The sequence below is a fragment of the Variovorax sp. Varisp41 genome (assembly GCF_047325085.1).
Lineage (GTDB): Bacteria > Pseudomonadota > Gammaproteobacteria > Burkholderiales > Burkholderiaceae_C > Variovorax.
Genome location: NZ_CP168540.1, coordinates 444,939 through 462,678, shown reverse-complemented (window position 1 = coordinate 462,678; position 17,740 = coordinate 444,939). Strand labels below are relative to the sequence as shown.

The following is a 17,740-nucleotide window of genomic DNA, read 5'->3' as shown; positions in this document are numbered from 1 at the left end:
TCCGCGGGATCAGAGGCGTTCGCTCACCCAGGCCTGCACCGACTGCAGCGCCGCGGGCAGCGCGGCGGCATCGGTGCCGCCGGCCATCGCCAGGTCGGGCTTGCCGCCGCCCTTGCCGCCCACCTGCTGGGCCACGAAGTTGACGAGCTCGCCGGCCTTGACCTTGCCCATCGCGTCGGCCGTGACGCCGGCCGCGAGCTGCACCTTGGCGCCGTCGACCGCGGCCAGCACGATGGCGGCGCTCTTGAGCTTGTCCTTGAGCTTGTCCATGGTGTCGCGCAGCGTCTTGGCATCGGCGCCGTCGAGCTTGGCGGCCAGCACCTTCACGCCCTTGACCTCGATGGCCTGCGCCAGCAGCTCGTCGCCCTTGGACGAGGCGAGCTTGCCCTTGAGCGAGCCGACTTCGCGCTCGAGCGCCTTGACCTGGTCGAGCACCTGGGCCAGCCGGCCCTGCAGCTCGGCGGCCGGCGCCTTGAGCGTGGCGGCCGCGCTGTGCACGGTGGATTCGAGGTCCTGCAGGTAGGCCAGCGCATTGGCGCCGGTGATGGCTTCCACGCGGCGCACGCCGGCGGCCACGCCGCCTTCGCTCACGATCTTGAACAGGCCGATGTCGCCGGTGCGTGCCACGTGCGTGCCGCCGCAGAGTTCGCGGCTCGAGCCGATGTCGAGCACGCGCACGGTCTCGCCGTACTTCTCGCCGAACAGCATCATCGCGCCGGTCTTCTGGGCCGATTCCATGTCCATCACGCGCGCCTGCGTGGCGGCGTTGGCGAGGATCTCGGCATTCACGCGCTGCTCGATCTCGAGGATCTGCTCGCGCGTGACCGGTGCGTTGTGCGCGAAGTCGAAGCGCGTCTTGTCGGCATCGACCAGCGAGCCCTTCTGCTGCACATGGCCGCCGAGCACCTCGCGCAGCGCCTTGTGCATCAGGTGGGTGACCGAGTGGTTGCGCATGGTGGCGGCGCGGCGCGCGCCGTCGACCGCGGCCTTGACGCTGTCGCCGACCTTGAGCGTGCCCTGGGTCTGCGTGCCGTGGTGGCCATAGACGTCGGCCTTGATCTTGAGCGTGTCCTCGACGCCGAACTGCACGCCCTCGGCCGAGATGAAGCCCTGGTCACCAATCTGACCGCCGCTCTCGGCGTAGAACGGGGTGGTGTCGAGCACGACGATGCCGCTCTGGTCTTCATTCAGTTCACTGACGGCCGCGCCTTCGAAGTACAGCGCGACGACCTTGGCGCTTTCCTCCAGGCTTTCGTAGCCGGTGAAGGTGTTGCCCGCGCCAGCGTATTCGACGGCACGCTCCATCTTGAACTTGCCGGCAGCGCGGCCGGCTGCCTTCTGCTTTTCCATAGCAGCATTGAAGCCGGCTTCGTCGACTGTGATGCCGCGCTCTCGGCAAACGTCTTGAGTCAAGTCCAAAGGGAAGCCAGCGGTATCGTGAAGATAGAACGCAGCCTCTCCCGACAAGTGCGTGTTGTACGCCTCTGCCAGTACTCGAAGCAGTTCGGGAGAATAAACACGAATTTCGATTTGCTTGCCATGCGGCGAAAGCCGCAACTTATCAATCGGGGGTGCCTCCCCACTTCCCACAATGGCAAAAACACCGCGAGCGCATCTTGACCCATCCAGTGCTTCGGCGAAAGCGGATATCGCCTGCACTTTTTCCAGATCACGAAGTCGGAATTTGGCACTCTTGAACTCAATCGCAAGACCTTCTTTCGAGCTTGTCTCGAGAACGGCATCAAATCTAAATGAACGCGAAGACTCGAATGAAGAAGAGACCTCGCGGCCTACCGAAGTAGCACCCGTCTCCATTTGAAGGTGCATCAAGGCCACCATTTCCCAAGTTACTCGGTCGATGTATTCCATTCCCGAGCTGAGCGTCTCGAAGAAGCGCTCTTCCTCGGCTTTTAGCGTGTCGGTGATGCGCTTTTCATCAGCCACCAGCTTGGGGTAGGCCGCGCCCATAAGCCTCACGAGTTCGGGCACCAGCTTGTGGAAGAACGGCTTCTTCTGCCCCAGCTTGTACCCATGCCGGATCGCGCGGCGGATGATCCGCCGCTGCACGTAGCCACGCCCTTCGTTCGAGGGGATCACGCCGTCGGCCACCAGGAAGGCGGTGGCGCGGATGTGGTCGGCGATCACCTTGAGCGAGTTGTTCGCGAGGTCCTTCTCGCCGGTCTCGCGCGCGGCGGCCTTGATCAGCGCATCGAAGATGTCGATCTCGTAGTTGCTGTGCACGTGCTGCAGGATCGCCGCCAGGCGTTCCAGGCCCATGCCGGTGTCGACGCAGGGCGCGGGCAGCTTGACGACGCTGCCGTCGTCCTGCATGTCGAACTGCATGAACACGTGGTTCCAGATCTCGATGAAGCGGTCGCCGTCTTCCTCCGGGCTGCCCGGGGGGCCGCCGGGGATGTGCGGGCCGTGGTCGTAGAAGATCTCGGAGCACGGGCCGCAGGGGCCGGTGTCGGCCATCATCCAGAAGTTGTCGGACTTGTACTTGCCGCCCTTGTTGTCGCCGATGCGGATCACGCGCTCGGGCGGCAGGCCGATCTCCTTGGTCCAGATGTCGAAGGCCTCGTCGTCCTCGTGGTAGACCGTGGCCAGCAGGCGCTCGGGCGGCAGCTTGAAGACCTGCGTGAGCAGCTCCCAGCCCCAGTGCAGCGATTCGCGCTTGAAGTAGTCGCCGAAGCTCCAGTTGCCCAGCATCTCGAAGAAGGTGTGGTGGCGCGCGGTGTAGCCCACGTTCTCGAGGTCGTTGTGCTTGCCGCCGGCGCGCAGGCAGGCCTGGACCGAGGCGGCGCGCACGTAGGGGCGCTTGTCTTCGCCGAGGAACACGTCCTTGAACTGCACCATGCCCGAGTTGGTGAACATCAGCGTCGGGTCGTTGCCCGGCACCAGCGGGCTCGAGGCCACCACCGTGTGGCCCTTGGAGGCGAAGAAATCGAGAAAGGTCTTGCGGATGTCCGCGACAGTGAATGTGGGCTGGCTCATCTTTGGATTCGTCTTCTGTCGAGGGCGGCGCGGCGATGGCGACCCTCATGTCGAACCCACTGCGGCGAACCGGCCTAACTGCTTGATTTGCTTGAACAATCGATTATAGGTTTGGCGCCCGCCGGGCGGCCCGGCCGGATGCAATCTCCCGCTGCACGCTCCCTGGCGCGGGGCTAATATGTGCCCTGACGCGAACCCGGGGACCGGCGAGAACCAAAACCGGCCGGCCCCCTCCTATTCATCTGGACATGAATCAAGGAACACGCATGGCAAGCCACGAGGCGGAAGCGCACTGGACGATCGAAGACCTCGACTTCTCGCGCATCGCGCTCGACAGGGTGCGCAGCGACGAGAACCTCTTCTACCTGGTGGCCGCCGCCTCCTTCATCGAAAGCGGTTCCGACCTCTACACCCACAACCTGGTCGATTTCTTTCGTGGCGATGAGGAAGTCACCGCCTGGCTCAGCACCCAGTGGGAGCAGGAGGAACTGCAGCACGGCAAGGCGCTGCGCGCCTACGTCGAGTACGTCTGGCCCGAGTTTCCCTGGGAGCAGGCCTACCGCGGCTTCCTCGAGGAGTACGCCACCTACTGCAAGGTCGAGCTGCTGGCGCCCACGCGCGGCCTCGAGATGAGCGCGCGCTGCGTGGTCGAGACCGGCACCGCCACCTACTACAAGGCCATGGCGCGCAGCACCGACGAGCCCGTGCTGCACGACCTCGCGACCCGCATCGCGACCGACGAGGTCAACCACTACAAGCACTTCTATCGCTTCTTCCGCCGCTACCGCGAGCAGGAAGGACTGGGCCGCTTCCGCGTGCTCGGCACCATCGGCCGGCGCACGCTGGAACTCAAGAGCGAGGACGCGGACTGCGCGATCCGCCACGTGGTGCGCGCGCGCTCGCCCGAGCGCGCCGACGATGCCGCCTACGTGCGCGGCCTCGGCGCCACCATGAACCGCACCATCCGCACCCACCTGAGCCCGGGCGCCACGCTCAAGATGCTGATGCGTCCGCTCGAGCTGCCGGCGCGCGTGCAGACGGTGGTGCAGTACCCGATCCAGCAGTTCATGCAGCACGTGTTCCTGCGCTGAAGCGCGGTGCATGCAGGCCCGCGCGGCCATCCATTCACGACAGCGAATAAGGGACAACGAGCATGCCGCCATCGGCATGAAATTGACGCGCGTCAAGAGTTTTTGAGGCGAACGCTCCGACAGTGGAAACCGTTTCGGAAGCCATCCATGCGAAGGCTCCGAGCACCTTCCATAACTACAGACTCGCCCAGAGACAAAGGACAGGTTCGTCATGACCACTCCCTCGCCCATCGCCGTGGAGAGCAGCAGCGCGCCGCGCGCCGCCTCGGCTTCCTCCACCACCCGCAAACCCTCGACGCGCTGGATCCAGCTCTCGCTGGGCATCGTCTGCATGGCGATGATCGCCAACGTCCAGTACGGCTGGACCCTGTTCGTCGCACCGATGGAGGCCAAGCACCACTGGGGGCTGGCCGCGATCCAGATCGCGTTCTCGGTCTTCGTCGTGGTCGAGACCTGGCTGGTGCCGATCGAAGGCTGGCTGGTCGACCGCTTCGGCCCGCGGCCGGTGATCGCCGGCGGCGCGATCCTCGCGGCCTGCGGCTGGATCATCAACGCCTACGCCGACAGCCTGCCGGTGCTCTACGCCGCGGCCGTGATCTCGGGCATCGGCGCCGGCTGCGTCTACGGCACCTGCGTGGGCAACGCGCTCAAGTGGTTCCCCGACCGCCGCGGCCTGGCCGCGGGCCTCACGGCCGCTGGCTTCGGCGCCGGCGCGGCGATCACCGTGATCCCGATCGCCAACATGATCCAGACCTCGGGCTACGAGCACACCTTCCTGTACTTCGGCATCCTGCAGGGCGCCTGCATCTTCGTGATGTCGATGTTCATGGTGAAGCCCTTCGTACCCAGCGGCGTCATCGCGCAGACCCGCCTGGTGATGACCAAGGTCGACTACACGCCGGCCGCGATGGTCAAGACCCCGGTCTTCTGGCTCACCTACCTGCTGTTCGTGCTGGTGGCCGCGGGCGGCCTGATGGCCACGGCCGAGATCGGCCCGATCGCCAAGGACTACCACATCGACAAGATGCCGATGCACTTCCTCGGCCTGTCGATGCCCCTGCTGACCATGACGCTGGCCATCGACAACCTGGCCAACGGCTTCACGCGGCCGCTGTGCGGCTTCGTGTCGGACAAGATCGGTCGCGAGAACACCATGCTGATCGTCTTCATCGGCGAGGGCCTGGCCCTGCTGGGCCTGCGCCAGTACGGCCACGAGCCGGTGGCCTTCATGACCTTCGCGGCGCTGGTGTTCCTGTTCTGGGGCGAGATCTACTCGATCTTCCCGGCGCTGGTGGCCGACACCTTCGGCATCAAGAACGCCGCCGGCAACGCCGGCACCATGTACACGGCCAAGGGCACCGCCTCGCTGTTCGTGCCGCTGGGCACCGTGCTGGCCGCGGGCGGCAACTGGGACCGCGTGTTCCTGCTGGTCGCGGTGGTGTCGATCGCCTCGGGCATCGCGGCCAAGCTGGTACTGGCGCCGCTGCGCCGGCGCACCATCGAGGCCGCGAACGCGGCGGCGGCCGCGCGCAACTGAAGACGTTTCCACCCCAAAGAAAAACGGCCGCATCAGCGGCCGTTCAGATTGCTGACAAACCCCAAGCCCTCGCCCCCGGCGAGGGCTTTGTGCTTTTAAATGGCGGGATGCTCAAGAGCCCCACCCCCGCGCAGCAAGAACTCGAGATGGTGACGCTGGAGATGCTGGTGCCGCAGGACCACTTGCTGCGCAAGATCGAAGCGGCGATCGATTTCGAGTTCATCCGGGCCAAGGTCGCTCACCTGTACTGCGCCGACAACGGCCGCCCGGCGCTCGATCCGGTCGTGATGTTCAAGCTGCTGCTGGTGGGCTACTTGTTCGGCGTACGCAGCGAGCGGCAGCTGATGCGCGAAGTGCAGGTCAACGTGGCCTACCGCTGGTTTGCCGGCTTTCGCCTGACCGACAAGGTCCCCGACGCTTCCACCTTCTCGCAGAACCGGCGCCGCCGCTACAGCGACACCACCGTGTACCAGGAGATCTTCGACGAGATCGTGCGCCAGGCCATCGGCCACGGCATGGTCGATGGCCGGGTGCTGTACACCGACAGCACCCACCTGAAGGCCAACGCCAACAAGAACAAGTTCGACCTCGTGCAGGTCCAGCAGACACCCTCGGCCTACCTGGGAGCGCTGGACGCGGCGGTCGATGCGGATCGCGCCGCGCAGGGCAAGAAGCCCTTGAAGCGTGATGACGACGATACCCCGCCGCCGAGCAAGGAAGTCAAGCGCAGCCGCACCGATCCCGACAGCGGCTTCATGGTGCGCGACGACAAGCCTCGAGGCTTCTTCTACCTGGACCACCGCACGGTCGACGCCAAGCACGCCATCATCACCGACACCCACGTCACGCCGGCCTCGGTGCACGACAGCCAGCCGTACCTGGGGCGGCTGGACCATCAGCGAGAGCGCTTCGGCCTGCAGGTGCAGGCCGTGGGCCTGGATGCGGGCTACTTCACACCGGCGATCTGCCAGGGACTGGAGACGCGTGGCATCGCCGGGGTAATGGGCTACCGCACGCCGACCCACAAGCCGGGCACCTTCTACAAGCGCCAGTACGAATACGACCGCTACCGCGACGAGTATGTCTGCCCGGCGGGGCAGGCGCTGGCGTACAGCACGACCAGCCGGGTGGGCTATCGCGAGTACAAGTCCGATCCGGCAATCTGCCGACGCTGCGAGCTGCGCGGGCAGTGCACGAGCAGCGCCAATGCGGTGAAGGTGGTGGTGCGCCACGTCTGGGAGTGGGCCAAGGAGCGGGTGGACACCAGGCGTCTGACCGAAGAGGGCAAGCGCCTGTATGCGCGGCGCAAGGAGACGGTGGAGCGCAGCTTCGCCGATGCCAAGCAGCTGCACGGGCATCGCTACGCACGCATGCGAGGGCTGCGCAAGGTGGCCGAGCAGTGCTTGCTGGCGGCGGCTGCGCAGAACATCAAGAAGATCGCGCTGCTGCTGGCGCGTCTGAGGGCGCTTTTACGTCATCGCAGGCGCGTTCTGACTGCGCAACAGCGCATCCAGGCCTGCTCGGACCTCGTTGCAGCTCGATGGGGCGAGCGCCGCGCAGAAATCGGCTTCGCTTGAAAGACAAAACCCCATGTTCCGGAAAACATGGGGTTCGTCAGCAGCCTGAACGGCCGCATCAGCGGCCGTTTTGTCTTCTTTCTGCGGGCAGTGTCAGCTCGCCGAGGTCGCACCGGCACGCCGGCCGGCATCGAGCGAGTAGAGCTGAGGTTGCGGGCGCTCCTCGGACACCTTGGGCGCATCCGCACCGCTGGAGGGCTGCGGCCGGTAGAGCTCGCTCTCGAGGCGCCGCACCCGCTCGGCGTACATGCGCGCCAGCGCGCTGTGGTGCTCGGCCGCGGCCTGGTGCTCGATGCGCGCCATCTGCGCCTCCTCGAGCAGCGTCGCTGCGCGCTTCAGGTAGGCGGTCGGGCTCGAACGAAGGAAGTCGAACATCATGGGAAGCTCCTTTCGGATGTGATGCGATGGAGCCATCCTTGGCCGCCGGGCGGCGGCGGTCTGTAGTCTCATGCGCCACGCGGGCGTAGACACGAGGGAATCGTTCACGGAATCGCGGCCGGCATGAGGGCAGGGAAAGTACCGACGTTAAACTTTTGTTTTCATCGGAAACTTCGCTCGAATCCTCCCTCCCCCTGAGCTACATGCTCACCTCACCCGCTTCGGCGGGTGTTTTTTTGGGTCTCAGATCCGCTGTTGCCATTTCGCCAGGAAGGCCGCGACGGCCGCGCCGACCAGCAGCCCGATCGCGTCCGCCAGCAGGTCCTCGAACTCCGCCGAGCGATCGGGCGTGAACGACTGCAGCACCTCGATCAATCCGCCATAGGCCAGCAGCGCCGGCAACACGAAACGCAGTCGCCCGGGCCATGACCAGCAGCCCAGGCCGCCGAGCGTCGCGAAGGCCAGCAGGTGGTTGGACTTGTCCCAACCGGTGGTCGGCATCGGCACGTTCTGGGGCAGCAGGCTCAGCACGAGCACCGCGAGCATCGTGAGGGCCAGCAGCCAGCGCCACTTGCGCGGGCCGGCGAGGGCCGCATGCGAAAAGATCTCCGGTCGGCTCACGCCATCTCCTGTAGCAAAGCCCTCGATTGTGCCGCCCACGACAGCTGCGGCTTGCCCTCGCGCGCAACGTCCCCGCAGAATCGCGCGTGCCCGCATCCGGGCGCATTCGCCACAAGAAGAACACGAGGAGACAACCGATGCTGAAACGGCTTCTGGCCCTGGCCATGCTTGCCACCGCGCTCGTGGGCTGCACCACCGCGCCCCCCGTTCCACCCGATGCCGGCAAGCTGCCCAAGGGCGCGAAGGTCGGCCTGCTCGTCAACATGCCGGCGCCCGCGCAGCACATGCACGTGGGCACCACCGTCTTCACCAACTTCGCGACGAGCCACCAGTTTCCGTGGAACCCCACGTCGCGGACCTACGACATCTTCACGGCCGACCTCGAGCGAGCCGGCTTCCAGGTCGTGCGGCTCACGAACTACGCCACCACCAGCGTCAATGCGCTCGCCGTCTCGCAGAACGACGGCTGGCGCGCCAATCCGGCCCAGGCCTGGGCAACGCAGAAACTCAAGGAACAGCAGATCGCGGCGGTCGTCGTCGTCGAGGGCAAGCGCACCCTGACGCGCATGGAGTGCAGCGGCGGCCCCTGCGCCGAAAGCCACATGGCCAATTCGGGACTCTTCACGCGCAGCATGCTCGGTTCGACGCGCTATTTCGCCGTGCCCGCGATGGAGGCCAAGGTCTTCGCCATCGCCCCGCCGATCGAGCTCTCGGCCTACGAGCCGCTGAAGACGTTGCAGGCGGGACGCGTACGGCAGCTCAAGGACTTCGCGGAACCGAAGGATTTCAACCAGCTGAACCAGGCCGAGTTCCAGCCGGTGGTGACGGCGATCGATGCCCACATCGCAGCGATTTCGCGTGCGACGGTGCAGGCGCTGGTCAACGGGGCGAAGTAGCAAGACCCCATGCACGTCCAACCGCTGTTCGCCATGACCGAGCGCCACGAGCTGCACCGGCTCATGCGCGACTACCCGCTCGCCACCGTCGTCGTCGCCCGCTCGGGGAAGATGGACGCGAACCTGCTGCCCCTGCACCTCTCGGACCGCGGCGCGCATGGCCTGCTGTCGGGCCACGTGGCGCGAAGCCATTCGCTGTGGACGCAGGACCCGGGAGAGACCGAGGTCACCGCCGTCTTCCAGAGCCCCAACGCCTACATTTCCCCGCGCTGGTACGTCAACGGACAGCGCAGCGGCCGCAATGCGCCGAGCTGGAACTACGTGGCGGTGCAGGCGCAAGGGCGGCTGCGATTCATCGACGACGCCGACTGGATGCGCGCCCACCTTGCGGCGTTGACCGCGTCGCAGGAGGCGGGACGACCGCAGCCCTGGTCGGTGGAGGACGCATCGCCCGAATTCCTCGGCGAGACGGCACGGCGGCTCGTGGGCTTCGAGATCGAGATCGAGGCCTTGACCGGCAAGCGGTTTCTTTCCCAGCAGCGCACCGAGGCGGATCGGGAGAGTCTGGTGCGGAACCTGGAGGGGGAGGTGTCGCTGGCGGCGCGGGTCGTGGGTGGGCTCATCAAGCGGTGACCTTGGCCCTGGGCGTACTGCCCCACCTTCGGACTGACGTTAGAATCCGCCCCCGACGCGGGTGTAGTTCAATGGTAGAACGGCAGCTTCCCAAGCTTCATACGAGGGTTCGATTCCCTTCACCCGCTCCACACCCCTGACCCCTGACCCCCGGGCGCGCAACGCGGCCCGTCGTGCTTCTGGCAAGCACTCTTGCGCCCGCTCTCCTCCCCGCCCGACACTGGCGGCCAGCCGCCATCCGAGCGGCACGGCACGAAGAGATGGATGGAGACAAATCCCGCATGGAAAACTCGCCCACGCCCGAGCGCATGAGCCTGCCCGCGATGGAACCGCTGTCGCTCGGGCTGCGCGGACTGGTCCGCGAACTGCGCCGCGACAGCCCGAACCTCTCGACGCGCATGCTCGACACGCTGCGCGGCAGCATTCCCGAATACGGCGCGCTCGGCCAGGCGCTCGCGCACGACGTCTACCGCGTCGGCCTGCGCAACGCGGAACTCTGGTACGACGCGCTGCTGATCCGTGACAAGCCGCACGACGACGACCTGCAATGGATCGGCCGCTTCAGCCAGCGCCGCCACGCACAGGCGCTCTCGCTGTCGGCGCTGCTGCAGGCCTACCGCACCGGCACGCGCGTCTACATGGACGCGCTGCTCGCGCACGTGCGGCCGCATCCCGCGCTGTGCGACGAGGTGCTGTTCCGCGTCTCACCCTTCCTGCTGTACTACAGCGACCTGCTGAGCCGCACGGTGAGCGATGCCTACCTGGCCGAGCACACGCGCGAGATGCGCTGGAAGGCGCAGATGCAGGCCCGGCTGGCCGCGGCGGTGTTCGATCCGACCTGGGTCGGCGCCTTCGACGACGCGGCGCAGGCGCTGGGCATCCAGGCCGACCAGCCGCACGTGGCGCTGGCGCTGCGGCCGATGCCGCTGGAGCCGACCACGCCCGAGGCCGGCGAGCGGGTGCTGGAGGCGGTGGCCGCGGCGGTGCGCGAAGACCTGGGACCGGTCGCGCTGGCGCTGCATCGCGGCCACTGGGTGGCCTGGCTGCCGGCGCCGGCCGGCGAAGCGGCCGATGCGCGCGAGCGCCGGCTGCTCGCGAGCATCGAGCAGGCGATGCGGCTACGCCCGAGCATCGAGGCGGCGGGCCTGGGGCTGCCGTCGCAGGGCGCCGCGGGCTGGCGCGGCAGTGCCGAGCAGGCGCTGGCCGCGATCGAGATGGGGCAGCGCCTGCGCCGCAACGACGCCAGCTTCTGCTATTCCGAATTCGCGCTCGACACGCTGATGCGCCAGTCCTCCGAGGTCTCGGCGCTGTGCAACGAGATGATCGCGGCCCTCGCGGCCGAGCCGCCGCTGCTCGAGACGCTCGAAAGCTACTTCGACCACCGGCAGAACCACAAGGCGACCGCGGCCGCGCTTGGCATCCACCGCAACACGCTGCTGCACCGGCTCGCGCACATCGAGTCGCTGCTCGGCGCGCGGCTGGACGACATGGCCTGGCTCTCGCGGATGTACCTCGCGCTGCGCCAGCGCCGCCTGGGCCGCGGCGCCAATCCGTCGCTGCACTGACCGCGGCCGCCTTGTGCAGATGCACAGCCCGGCAGGGCACCTTGCCAATGGCGCGCGCGGCAACGCCTCCGTAGAGTGCGCGAGCCGCATCCCAACAACACGACGGAGACGAACACCCATGCCGATGCCCGACCGCGCGCAGGCCCCTGCGCGCCCACCCTTCCCCCACCCGACCCGCTGGCGCACACTGGCCGGCACCGCGCTGCTGGCCGCCGCGGCGGTGCTCGCCGGCTGCGGCGGCGGCAGCGGCGGATCGGGCCTCGGCTTCGCCGGCCTGCCGCCCGCCTCGGGACCGGGCACCGGCAATCCGCCGTCCGACCCGCCAATGCTCGCGAGCATCGATGCCCAGTTGCCCGCCGGCACGGCGGACACGGCGCAGCGCTGCGACTTCCTCGATCCCGCGCACTGCATGCTGCCGTTTCCCAACGACTACTACACGGTGGCCGACGCCAGCACCGACACCGGCCGCCGGCTGAATCTGCAGACGGCCTCGATGCCGCGCAGCGAGGTGGTGCGCAACAAGCCGATCGACACCACCGAATGGAACCGCAACGACGGCTTCTCGCCGGGCGCGATGATCGTGACGCGCGTGCCGGGCGTGGACCTCGCGCGCACCGGCGCGCCGGGCATCGGCGATCTCTCGGCTTCGCTCAAGGTCGACGCGCCCGTGGTGCTGATCGATGCCGACACGCTCGAGCGCAAGCTGATCTGGGTCGAACTCGACAAGAACAACGTCAGCGCGCCCGACCGCCAGAGCCTCAATATCCGCGTGGCGAAGAACCTCGAGTGGGGCCATCGCTACATCGTGGCGATGCGCAACATGAAGGATGCCGCCGGCAAGGCCATCGAGGCCGGGCCCGCGTTCCGCATCTACCGCGACCGCCACGAGAGCGCGCTGGGCTTCGTGAACGATCGCCGAGCGCACATGGAGAGCATCCTCTCGACGCTGCAGCGCGCGGGCGTGGCGCGCGAGCCGCTCTACCTGGCCTGGGACTTCACGGTGGGTTCGCAGCGCAGCATCACGGGCCGCATGCTCGCGATCCGCGATGCCGGCTTCGCGGCACTCACCGACGGCACGCCCGGCTTCAAGGTGACGACGGTGCAGGACCTGACGCCCGCGCAGGACGCGCGCATCGCGCGCCACATCGAGGGCACCCTCACGGTGCCGAGCTTCGTCGCGGCTCCCACGACCGGCACGGCCGACATCACGCCGGTGATCGCCGCCGTGGCGCCCTACCTCGGCGGCGGCGCGCTGTCGGTGCCGGCCGTCAAGGCGGCCTTCGACACGCTGGGCGACCGGCCGCTGCCGCTGGAGAGCTTCCGCTACGCCTCGGCCTCGCCCGGCGTCTACGACACCCCCGTGTGGGACGGCCGCTCGACGCTCACCGTGCCCTTCATCTGCAACATCCCGCGCGCGGCGCTCAACCCCGACGGCAGCATCAACCCCGCGCGCATCTCGCTGTACGGCCACGGCCTGTTCGGCAAGCCGACCGAGGTCAATGCCAGCAACGTGAAGGACATGAGCAACGAGCACAATTTCGTGTTCTGCGCGACCAACTGGTACGGCTTCTCGCAGACCGAGATCGTGCCGTCGGTGTTCGGCTTCTTCGACCTGTCGAACGCGCGCGTGCCCTTCGACACCACGCAGCAGGGCGTGCTCAACATGCTGATGCTGGGCCGCGCGATGCAAAGCGCCAAGGGCTTCGGCAGCAATGCCGCCTTCCAGATGGGCACCACGCCGCGCAGCGTGCTCGACACCAGCGAGCTGTTCTACGACGGCAACAGCCAGGGCGGCATCCTCGGCGGCATGCTGATGAGCGTGGCGCAGGACATCCACCGCGGCGTGCTCGGCGTGCCCGGCATGAACTACTCGCTGCTGCTCGAGCGCAGCGCGGACTTCCCCGAGTTCGCGACCATGGTCTACGCCGCCTACCCCGACAGCCTCGACCAGCAGTTCATCTTCTCGCTGTGGCAGACGCTGTGGGACCGCGCCGAGGCCAGCGGCTATGCGCAGGCGATGACCGACAAGCCGCTGCCCGGCACGCCGGCGCACAAGGTGCTGATGCACGTGGCCTTCGGCGACCACCAGGTCACGATGTGGTCGGCCGAGGTCGAGGCGCGCACCATCGGCGCCAGGCTCTACTGCCCGGCCACGGCCAGCGGCCGCCATCCCGACGCGGTGCCCTACTTCCAGCTCTCGTGCATGGACCTGGGCGCCGGCGGCTACGACGGTTCCGCGATGGTGGTGTGGGACAGCGGCCCGGGCCGGCTGCCGCCCCCGCCGCAGGACAACCTCGCGCCCACGGCCGGCAGCGATCCGCACGAGGATCCGCGCGCCACGCCGGCCGCGCGGCAGCAGAAGTCGGAGTTCCTGCGCAGCACCGGCAAGGTGGTCGACGTCTGCGGCGGCGCGCCCTGCCGCTCGGCGGCCTACGCGCCCTGAAGTCGTGAAGGGGACGCGGCGCGCTCAGGCCGCCGCGCCCTCGCGGTACGCGCCCGCCGGTTTCGCGGGCCTCGCCTCGCGCGCGAAGCTGCGTTCCATCGCTTCGCCGCCTTCGCGGTAGTCGCCCGGCGTGCCGCCGGTCCAGCGCCGGAACGCGCGGTGGAAGGCGGCCACGCTCGAGAAGCCGAGGTCCGAGGCGATGGCGATCAGCGGCTCGGAACCGCGCGTGAGCCGCTCGATGGCGACGTCGCGGCGCAGCGCGTCCTTGATGTCCTGGAAGGTCGCGCCCTCGGCCTGCAGGTGCCGTACGAGCGTGCGCGCCGACAGGCCGAAGGCACCCGCCACATGGGCGATGTCGCAGTCCTCGCCGAGCCGTGCCTGCAGCCAGCCGCGCACGCGATGCGCGGCGCTGTCGGCGCTCGGCGGCACGAACAGCCAGTCGAGCGGCGCGCGATGCAGCAGGTCGCGCAGCTCGAGGCCGGAGCGGCGGCGCACCGGCCGGTCGAGGTACTTCGGGTCGAAGACCATGGCCGTGACGGGCTGCCCGAAGCGCGCGGGGCCGGGGAACATGAAGAGGTAGTCGGCGGCATCGTCGGGCCGCGCGAAGCCGAAGTCGATGCGCTCGAGCTCGATGCGCGCGCCGATGATCCACGAGCACAGGCCGTGCACCAGCTTCATGTGCAGCTCCTGCACCAGGCGCGCGCTGCGGGCCTGGCGCGGATAGGCATCGATGCGGATCACGGCCTCGCGTTCGTCGCGGTGCAGGGTGAACACCGAGCCGTCGTCGAGCACGCGGTTGAACTGCATCCATCGCTTGATGGCGACCTGCAAGGTGGGCGCGTCGAGCATCAGGATGCTCAGCACCTTGAGCGTGCCGCAGCGCAGCGGCCGCGCATAGAGGCCGGGCATCTCGTCGTCCATGTGCAGCGCCACGCTGCGGAACAGCTCGGCGAACTGCTCCTCGGTGACGCGGCCGTGCCGCTGCGCGAGCAAGGTGGGCGAGATCGTGGCCAGGTGCAGCATGCCGTGCAAGGTGGGCGCATCGATCGGCAGTCCCTCGAGGAAATCCCTGACGTACGAGATCGGCAAGGTGGGCCGGCCCGCGAAGTTCAATGAAACGGATCTCGCTGCAGGAGGCATGTGCATGGCGCGATTGGCAAATGAAGTTGGCGCGATCGGAGAACACGGGATCGCATGCGCTGCATAGAGTGAAGCCGACGCCGTGCGGCGAGGGCTCGATCAGGCCGTGCGCGTCGACATCATCCGTCCCACGAAAGAAGAACACCATGAGACAAACGCTCGGTTCGACCCGAACCGCGCCGCCGCTTGCGCGGCCGGCACGCATCCTTTCCCTCGGTATCGCCTGCGCGGCGCTGCTGGCCGCCTGCGGCGGCGATGGCGGCGGCGGCGGGGGCTTCATCCCCGTCGTGCCGGCCTCGCCGCCGCCCGCGGCGCCGGCGGCGCTCGACCAGGCCTCGATCACGGTGCTGTCGTCCAAGCCGCAGTTCGTGAGCGGCGGCGATGCGCTGGTCGAGGTGAAGGCGCCCGCGGGCGCGACGGCCTCGGGGCTGGAACTCACGCTGAACGGCAAGCCGGTGACGGCCCAGTTCGCGCGCGATGCGAACGGCAACCTGCGCGGCATGGTCAAGGGCCTGGCCATGGGCGCGAACACGCTGGCGGTGAAGGCCAGCGCCGAGGGCCGCGCGTCCTCGAATGCCGAACTGGTGCTCACCAACCATCCCGACACCGGCCCGATCCTCGCGGGCGCGCTGCTCACGCCCTACGAATGCCGCACGGTCGAATCGAACATGGGCACGCCGCTCGATGCGAACTGCTCGGCGACGCGGCGCTTCGATTACTTCTACCGCACGCCTGCCGGCAGCTTCAAGCCGCTGGCCGATCCGCTCGCGCGCCCGTCCGACCTGGCGCAGACCACGACCATCGAGGGCAAGACGGTGCCCTACATCGTGCGCGTGGACTCGGGCACGGTGGGCCGCACGATCTACCGCATCGCGCTGCTCGACGACCCCACGGCCGAGACCGTGGTGCCCGCCGGCTACAAGCCCGCCGCGGGCTGGAACGGCCGGCTGGTGGTGAGCTTCGGCGGCGGCGCGGGCACGCAGTACAACCAGGGCGTGAACCAGGCCACCGATGCGCTGAGCGACCTGCACCTGTCGCGCGGCTTCGCCTACATGATCTCGACCGAGCTGGTGAACGGCCAGCGCGGCAACGCGGTGCTGCAGGGCGAGACGCTGATGATGCTGAAGGAGCGCTTCATCGAGACCTACGGCGTGCCGCGCTGGACCGCCGGCTCGGGCGGTTCGGGCGGCGCGATCCAGCAGCTGGTGATCACGCAGATCTACCCGGGCCTGCTCGACGGTCTGCAGCCCTCGCTGACCTTCCCCGACGGCAGCCTGCACGTGGCCGACTGCCGCCTGCTGGAGAACGTCTACAAGGCCGACACCGCGACCTGGACCAATGCCAAGCGCACGGCGGTCGACGGCTTCACCAACGGCACCTGCCGCGCCTGGGACCTGAGCTTCGTCAACACCATCGTCGCGACCAACGCGGCCGGCTGCGCGCTCAAGGACGTCTCGAAGGTCTACGACCCGATCAACAACCCGACCGGCGCGCGCTGCACCACCTCCGACATGCGCACCAACATCATGGGCCGCGACCCGATCACCGGCTTCGCGCGCAGCCCGCTCGACAACGTCGGCGTGCAGTACGGGCTCGAGGCCTTCAACAAGGGCGCGATCAGTGCCGAGGAGTTCGTGACGCTCAACGAGAAGGTCGGCGGCTACGACAAGGACGGCAAGCCGGTACCGCAGCGCACCGTGGGCGACGCGCTCGCGCTCGAGCGCGCCTATGCGAGCGGCCTGGTCAACTCGGGCGGCGGCGGCCTGGCCTTCGTGCCGATCCTGCATTCGCGCACCTACAACGACGCCTCGGGCGACATCCATTCGCACGAGCGCGACCTGGTGGTGCGCGCGCGGCTGCAGCGCGCCAACGGCCGCGTCGACAACCAGGTCATCTGGGTCGGCCCGCGCACCGGCTATCCGCTGGCCGCGCTGTCGCTCGACGTGATGACGCAATGGCTCGACGGCCTCGCCGCCGACCCGGCACCGCTGACCACCGACAAGGTGGTGGCGCACAAGCCCCGGGCCGCGGTGGATGCCTGCTTCGACGGCAGCGGCACCAAGTACGAGGAATCGCCTGCCTATGGCGCCACCGGCACCTGCGCCACGATGTACCCGCTGCATGGCGAGCCGCGCCAGCAGGCCGGCGCGCCGCTGACGAACGACATCAACAAGTGCCAGCTGAAACCGGTGCTGGCGTCGGACTACGCCCAGACCCTCACGCCCACGCAGCTCGCCCGGCTGCGGACCGTGTTCTCCAGTGGCGTGTGCGACTGGACCAGGCCGGGTGTCGGGCAGGTGCCGCTGAAGGGCACCTACCAGAGCTACGCGGTCGCGCCGGGCTGATCGGGCAGCCGCGGCGAGGCGGCGCGCAGCACGTGCTCCGACAGCAGGCGCGCGGCCTGCTGCAGCCGCTCGAACTGCGCCTCGCTGAGGCTCTGGCGCACCAGGTCGAAGTGGCACAGCGTGCCGGCCAGCCGGCCGTCACCATGGGTCAGCGGCACGCCGTGGTAGGCGATCACCATGCCCTGGTAGGGGCTGCCGTCGAGCAGCCGCTCCTCGCGCGAATCCTCGGTGCACAGGCGACCGTCGCGCAGCACGAATTGGCAGAAGCTGCTGCCCAGCGGCACCACGGCGAGTTGCTCGGGGCGCGCCTCGCCGAGCTTGTCGACCATGTAGAGGTTGCGCAGCAGGTCGCCGTCGAGCACGAAGACCGCGGTGTAGCGGTGCGGCACGCCCGCGTTGAGGTGGCGCAGCGCCTCCTGCACGCCGTGTTTCCGCAGCACCTCGCCCAGGTTCTCGGAAAAGGCTGCCGCGGCGTCTGGCGTGGAATTCATCGCCAGACTGTAGCAAAAAGAATTCATTT

Annotated in this window: 13 protein-coding genes and 1 tRNA gene; 9 read left to right on the top strand and 5 right to left on the bottom strand. The window is 68.2% G+C overall.

Going from position 1 to position 17,740, the window contains the following annotated elements; genetic code table 11:
* Window positions 1-9: 9 nt before the first annotated feature.
* On the bottom strand, window positions 10-2,994 hold the full coding sequence (gene alaS, locus ACEN9J_RS01975) for an alanine--tRNA ligase (protein ID WP_413763142.1): 2,985 nt from the start codon (window positions 2,992-2,994) through the stop codon (window positions 10-12).
* A gap of 266 nt (window positions 2,995-3,260) precedes the next feature.
* Between alaS and ACEN9J_RS01970 the strand changes: the two genes are divergently transcribed.
* From ACEN9J_RS01970 to ACEN9J_RS01960, 3 genes are all read left to right on the top strand, one after another.
* Window positions 3,261-4,085 carry a ferritin-like domain-containing protein gene (locus ACEN9J_RS01970; RefSeq protein ID WP_057595715.1) on the top strand — a complete coding sequence of 275 codons (825 nt, stop codon included), beginning with the start codon at window positions 3,261-3,263 and terminating at the stop codon, window positions 4,083-4,085.
* Between the two features lie 211 nt (window positions 4,086-4,296).
* Complete coding sequence (gene oxlT / locus ACEN9J_RS01965) at window positions 4,297-5,622, top strand: oxalate/formate MFS antiporter (protein ID WP_296727389.1); 1,326 nt, start codon at window positions 4,297-4,299, stop codon at window positions 5,620-5,622.
* A gap of 107 nt (window positions 5,623-5,729) precedes the next feature.
* A complete protein-coding gene (locus tag ACEN9J_RS01960) occupies window positions 5,730-7,199 on the top strand; it encodes an IS1182 family transposase (RefSeq protein ID WP_413761731.1) in 1,470 nt (489 codons plus the stop codon).
* Window positions 7,200-7,292: 93 nt separating this feature from the next.
* On the opposite strand, the gene ACEN9J_RS01955 is transcribed toward ACEN9J_RS01960, so the two are convergent.
* The gene (locus ACEN9J_RS01955; protein WP_057595717.1) at window positions 7,293-7,577 is read right to left on the bottom strand and encodes a hypothetical protein; all 285 of its coding nucleotides are present in this window, start codon (window positions 7,575-7,577) and stop codon (window positions 7,293-7,295) included.
* Window positions 7,578-7,820: 243 nt separating this feature from the next.
* The gene (locus ACEN9J_RS01950) at window positions 7,821-8,198 is read right to left on the bottom strand and encodes a VanZ family protein (protein WP_413763141.1); all 378 of its coding nucleotides are present in this window, start codon (window positions 8,196-8,198) and stop codon (window positions 7,821-7,823) included.
* 137 nt (window positions 8,199-8,335) lie between these two features.
* Here ACEN9J_RS01950 and ACEN9J_RS01945 point away from each other — a divergent pair, with 137 nt between their 5' ends.
* The 5 genes from ACEN9J_RS01945 (at window position 8,336) to ACEN9J_RS01925 (ending at window position 13,735) form a co-directional block, all read left to right on the top strand.
* Window positions 8,336-9,094: a hypothetical protein gene (locus tag ACEN9J_RS01945; protein WP_413763140.1), complete on the top strand. Its 759-nt coding sequence runs from the start codon at window positions 8,336-8,338 to the stop codon at window positions 9,092-9,094.
* Between the two features lie 9 nt (window positions 9,095-9,103).
* Window positions 9,104-9,727 carry an FMN-binding negative transcriptional regulator gene (locus ACEN9J_RS01940; protein WP_413763139.1) on the top strand — a complete coding sequence of 208 codons (624 nt, stop codon included), beginning with the start codon at window positions 9,104-9,106 and terminating at the stop codon, window positions 9,725-9,727.
* 57 nt (window positions 9,728-9,784) lie between these two features.
* Window positions 9,785-9,858 (top strand) — tRNA-Gly (locus tag ACEN9J_RS01935).
* A 150-nt stretch (window positions 9,859-10,008) separates the two neighbouring features.
* On the top strand, window positions 10,009-11,292 hold the full coding sequence (locus ACEN9J_RS01930) for a PucR family transcriptional regulator (protein ID WP_057595721.1): 1,284 nt from the start codon (window positions 10,009-10,011) through the stop codon (window positions 11,290-11,292).
* 118 nt (window positions 11,293-11,410) lie between these two features.
* A complete protein-coding gene (locus tag ACEN9J_RS01925; protein WP_261206910.1) occupies window positions 11,411-13,735 on the top strand; it encodes a hypothetical protein in 2,325 nt (774 codons plus the stop codon).
* Window positions 13,736-13,759: 24 nt separating this feature from the next.
* On the opposite strand, the gene ACEN9J_RS01920 is transcribed toward ACEN9J_RS01925, so the two are convergent.
* Window positions 13,760-14,848 carry an AraC family transcriptional regulator gene (locus tag ACEN9J_RS01920; RefSeq protein ID WP_057597718.1) on the bottom strand — a complete coding sequence of 363 codons (1,089 nt, stop codon included), beginning with the start codon at window positions 14,846-14,848 and terminating at the stop codon, window positions 13,760-13,762.
* A gap of 173 nt (window positions 14,849-15,021) precedes the next feature.
* On the opposite strand from ACEN9J_RS01920, the gene ACEN9J_RS01915 reads away from it, so the two are divergent.
* Entirely contained in the window at window positions 15,022-17,220 is a 2,199-nt protein-coding gene (locus tag ACEN9J_RS01915) for a DUF6351 family protein (protein WP_413763138.1), read from the top strand.
* On the opposite strand, the gene ACEN9J_RS01910 is transcribed toward ACEN9J_RS01915, so the two are convergent.
* Entirely contained in the window at window positions 17,199-17,711 is a 513-nt protein-coding gene (locus tag ACEN9J_RS01910) for a GAF domain-containing protein (protein ID WP_057597716.1), read from the bottom strand. The genes ACEN9J_RS01915 and ACEN9J_RS01910 overlap by 22 nt on opposite strands.
* Window positions 17,712-17,740 lie beyond the last annotated feature (29 nt).

Coding starts and splice junctions, on each gene's coding strand:
- alaS (WP_413763142.1), bottom strand. CDS start 2,994: ATGAGCCAGCCCACATTCACTGTCGCGGACATCCGCAAGACCTTTCTC.
- ACEN9J_RS01940 (WP_413763139.1), top strand. CDS start 9,104: ATGCACGTCCAACCGCTGTTCGCCATGACCGAGCGCCACGAGCTGCAC.
- ACEN9J_RS01930 (WP_057595721.1), top strand. CDS start 10,009: ATGGAAAACTCGCCCACGCCCGAGCGCATGAGCCTGCCCGCGATGGAA.
- ACEN9J_RS01915 (WP_413763138.1), top strand. CDS start 15,022: ATGAGACAAACGCTCGGTTCGACCCGAACCGCGCCGCCGCTTGCGCGG.
- ACEN9J_RS01925 (WP_261206910.1), top strand. CDS start 11,411: ATGCCGATGCCCGACCGCGCGCAGGCCCCTGCGCGCCCACCCTTCCCC.
- oxlT (WP_296727389.1), top strand. CDS start 4,297: ATGACCACTCCCTCGCCCATCGCCGTGGAGAGCAGCAGCGCGCCGCGC.
- ACEN9J_RS01960 (WP_413761731.1), top strand. CDS start 5,730: ATGCTCAAGAGCCCCACCCCCGCGCAGCAAGAACTCGAGATGGTGACG.
- ACEN9J_RS01970 (WP_057595715.1), top strand. CDS start 3,261: ATGGCAAGCCACGAGGCGGAAGCGCACTGGACGATCGAAGACCTCGAC.
- ACEN9J_RS01945 (WP_413763140.1), top strand. CDS start 8,336: ATGCTGAAACGGCTTCTGGCCCTGGCCATGCTTGCCACCGCGCTCGTG.
- ACEN9J_RS01955 (WP_057595717.1), bottom strand. CDS start 7,577: ATGATGTTCGACTTCCTTCGTTCGAGCCCGACCGCCTACCTGAAGCGC.
- ACEN9J_RS01910 (WP_057597716.1), bottom strand. CDS start 17,711: ATGAATTCCACGCCAGACGCCGCGGCAGCCTTTTCCGAGAACCTGGGC.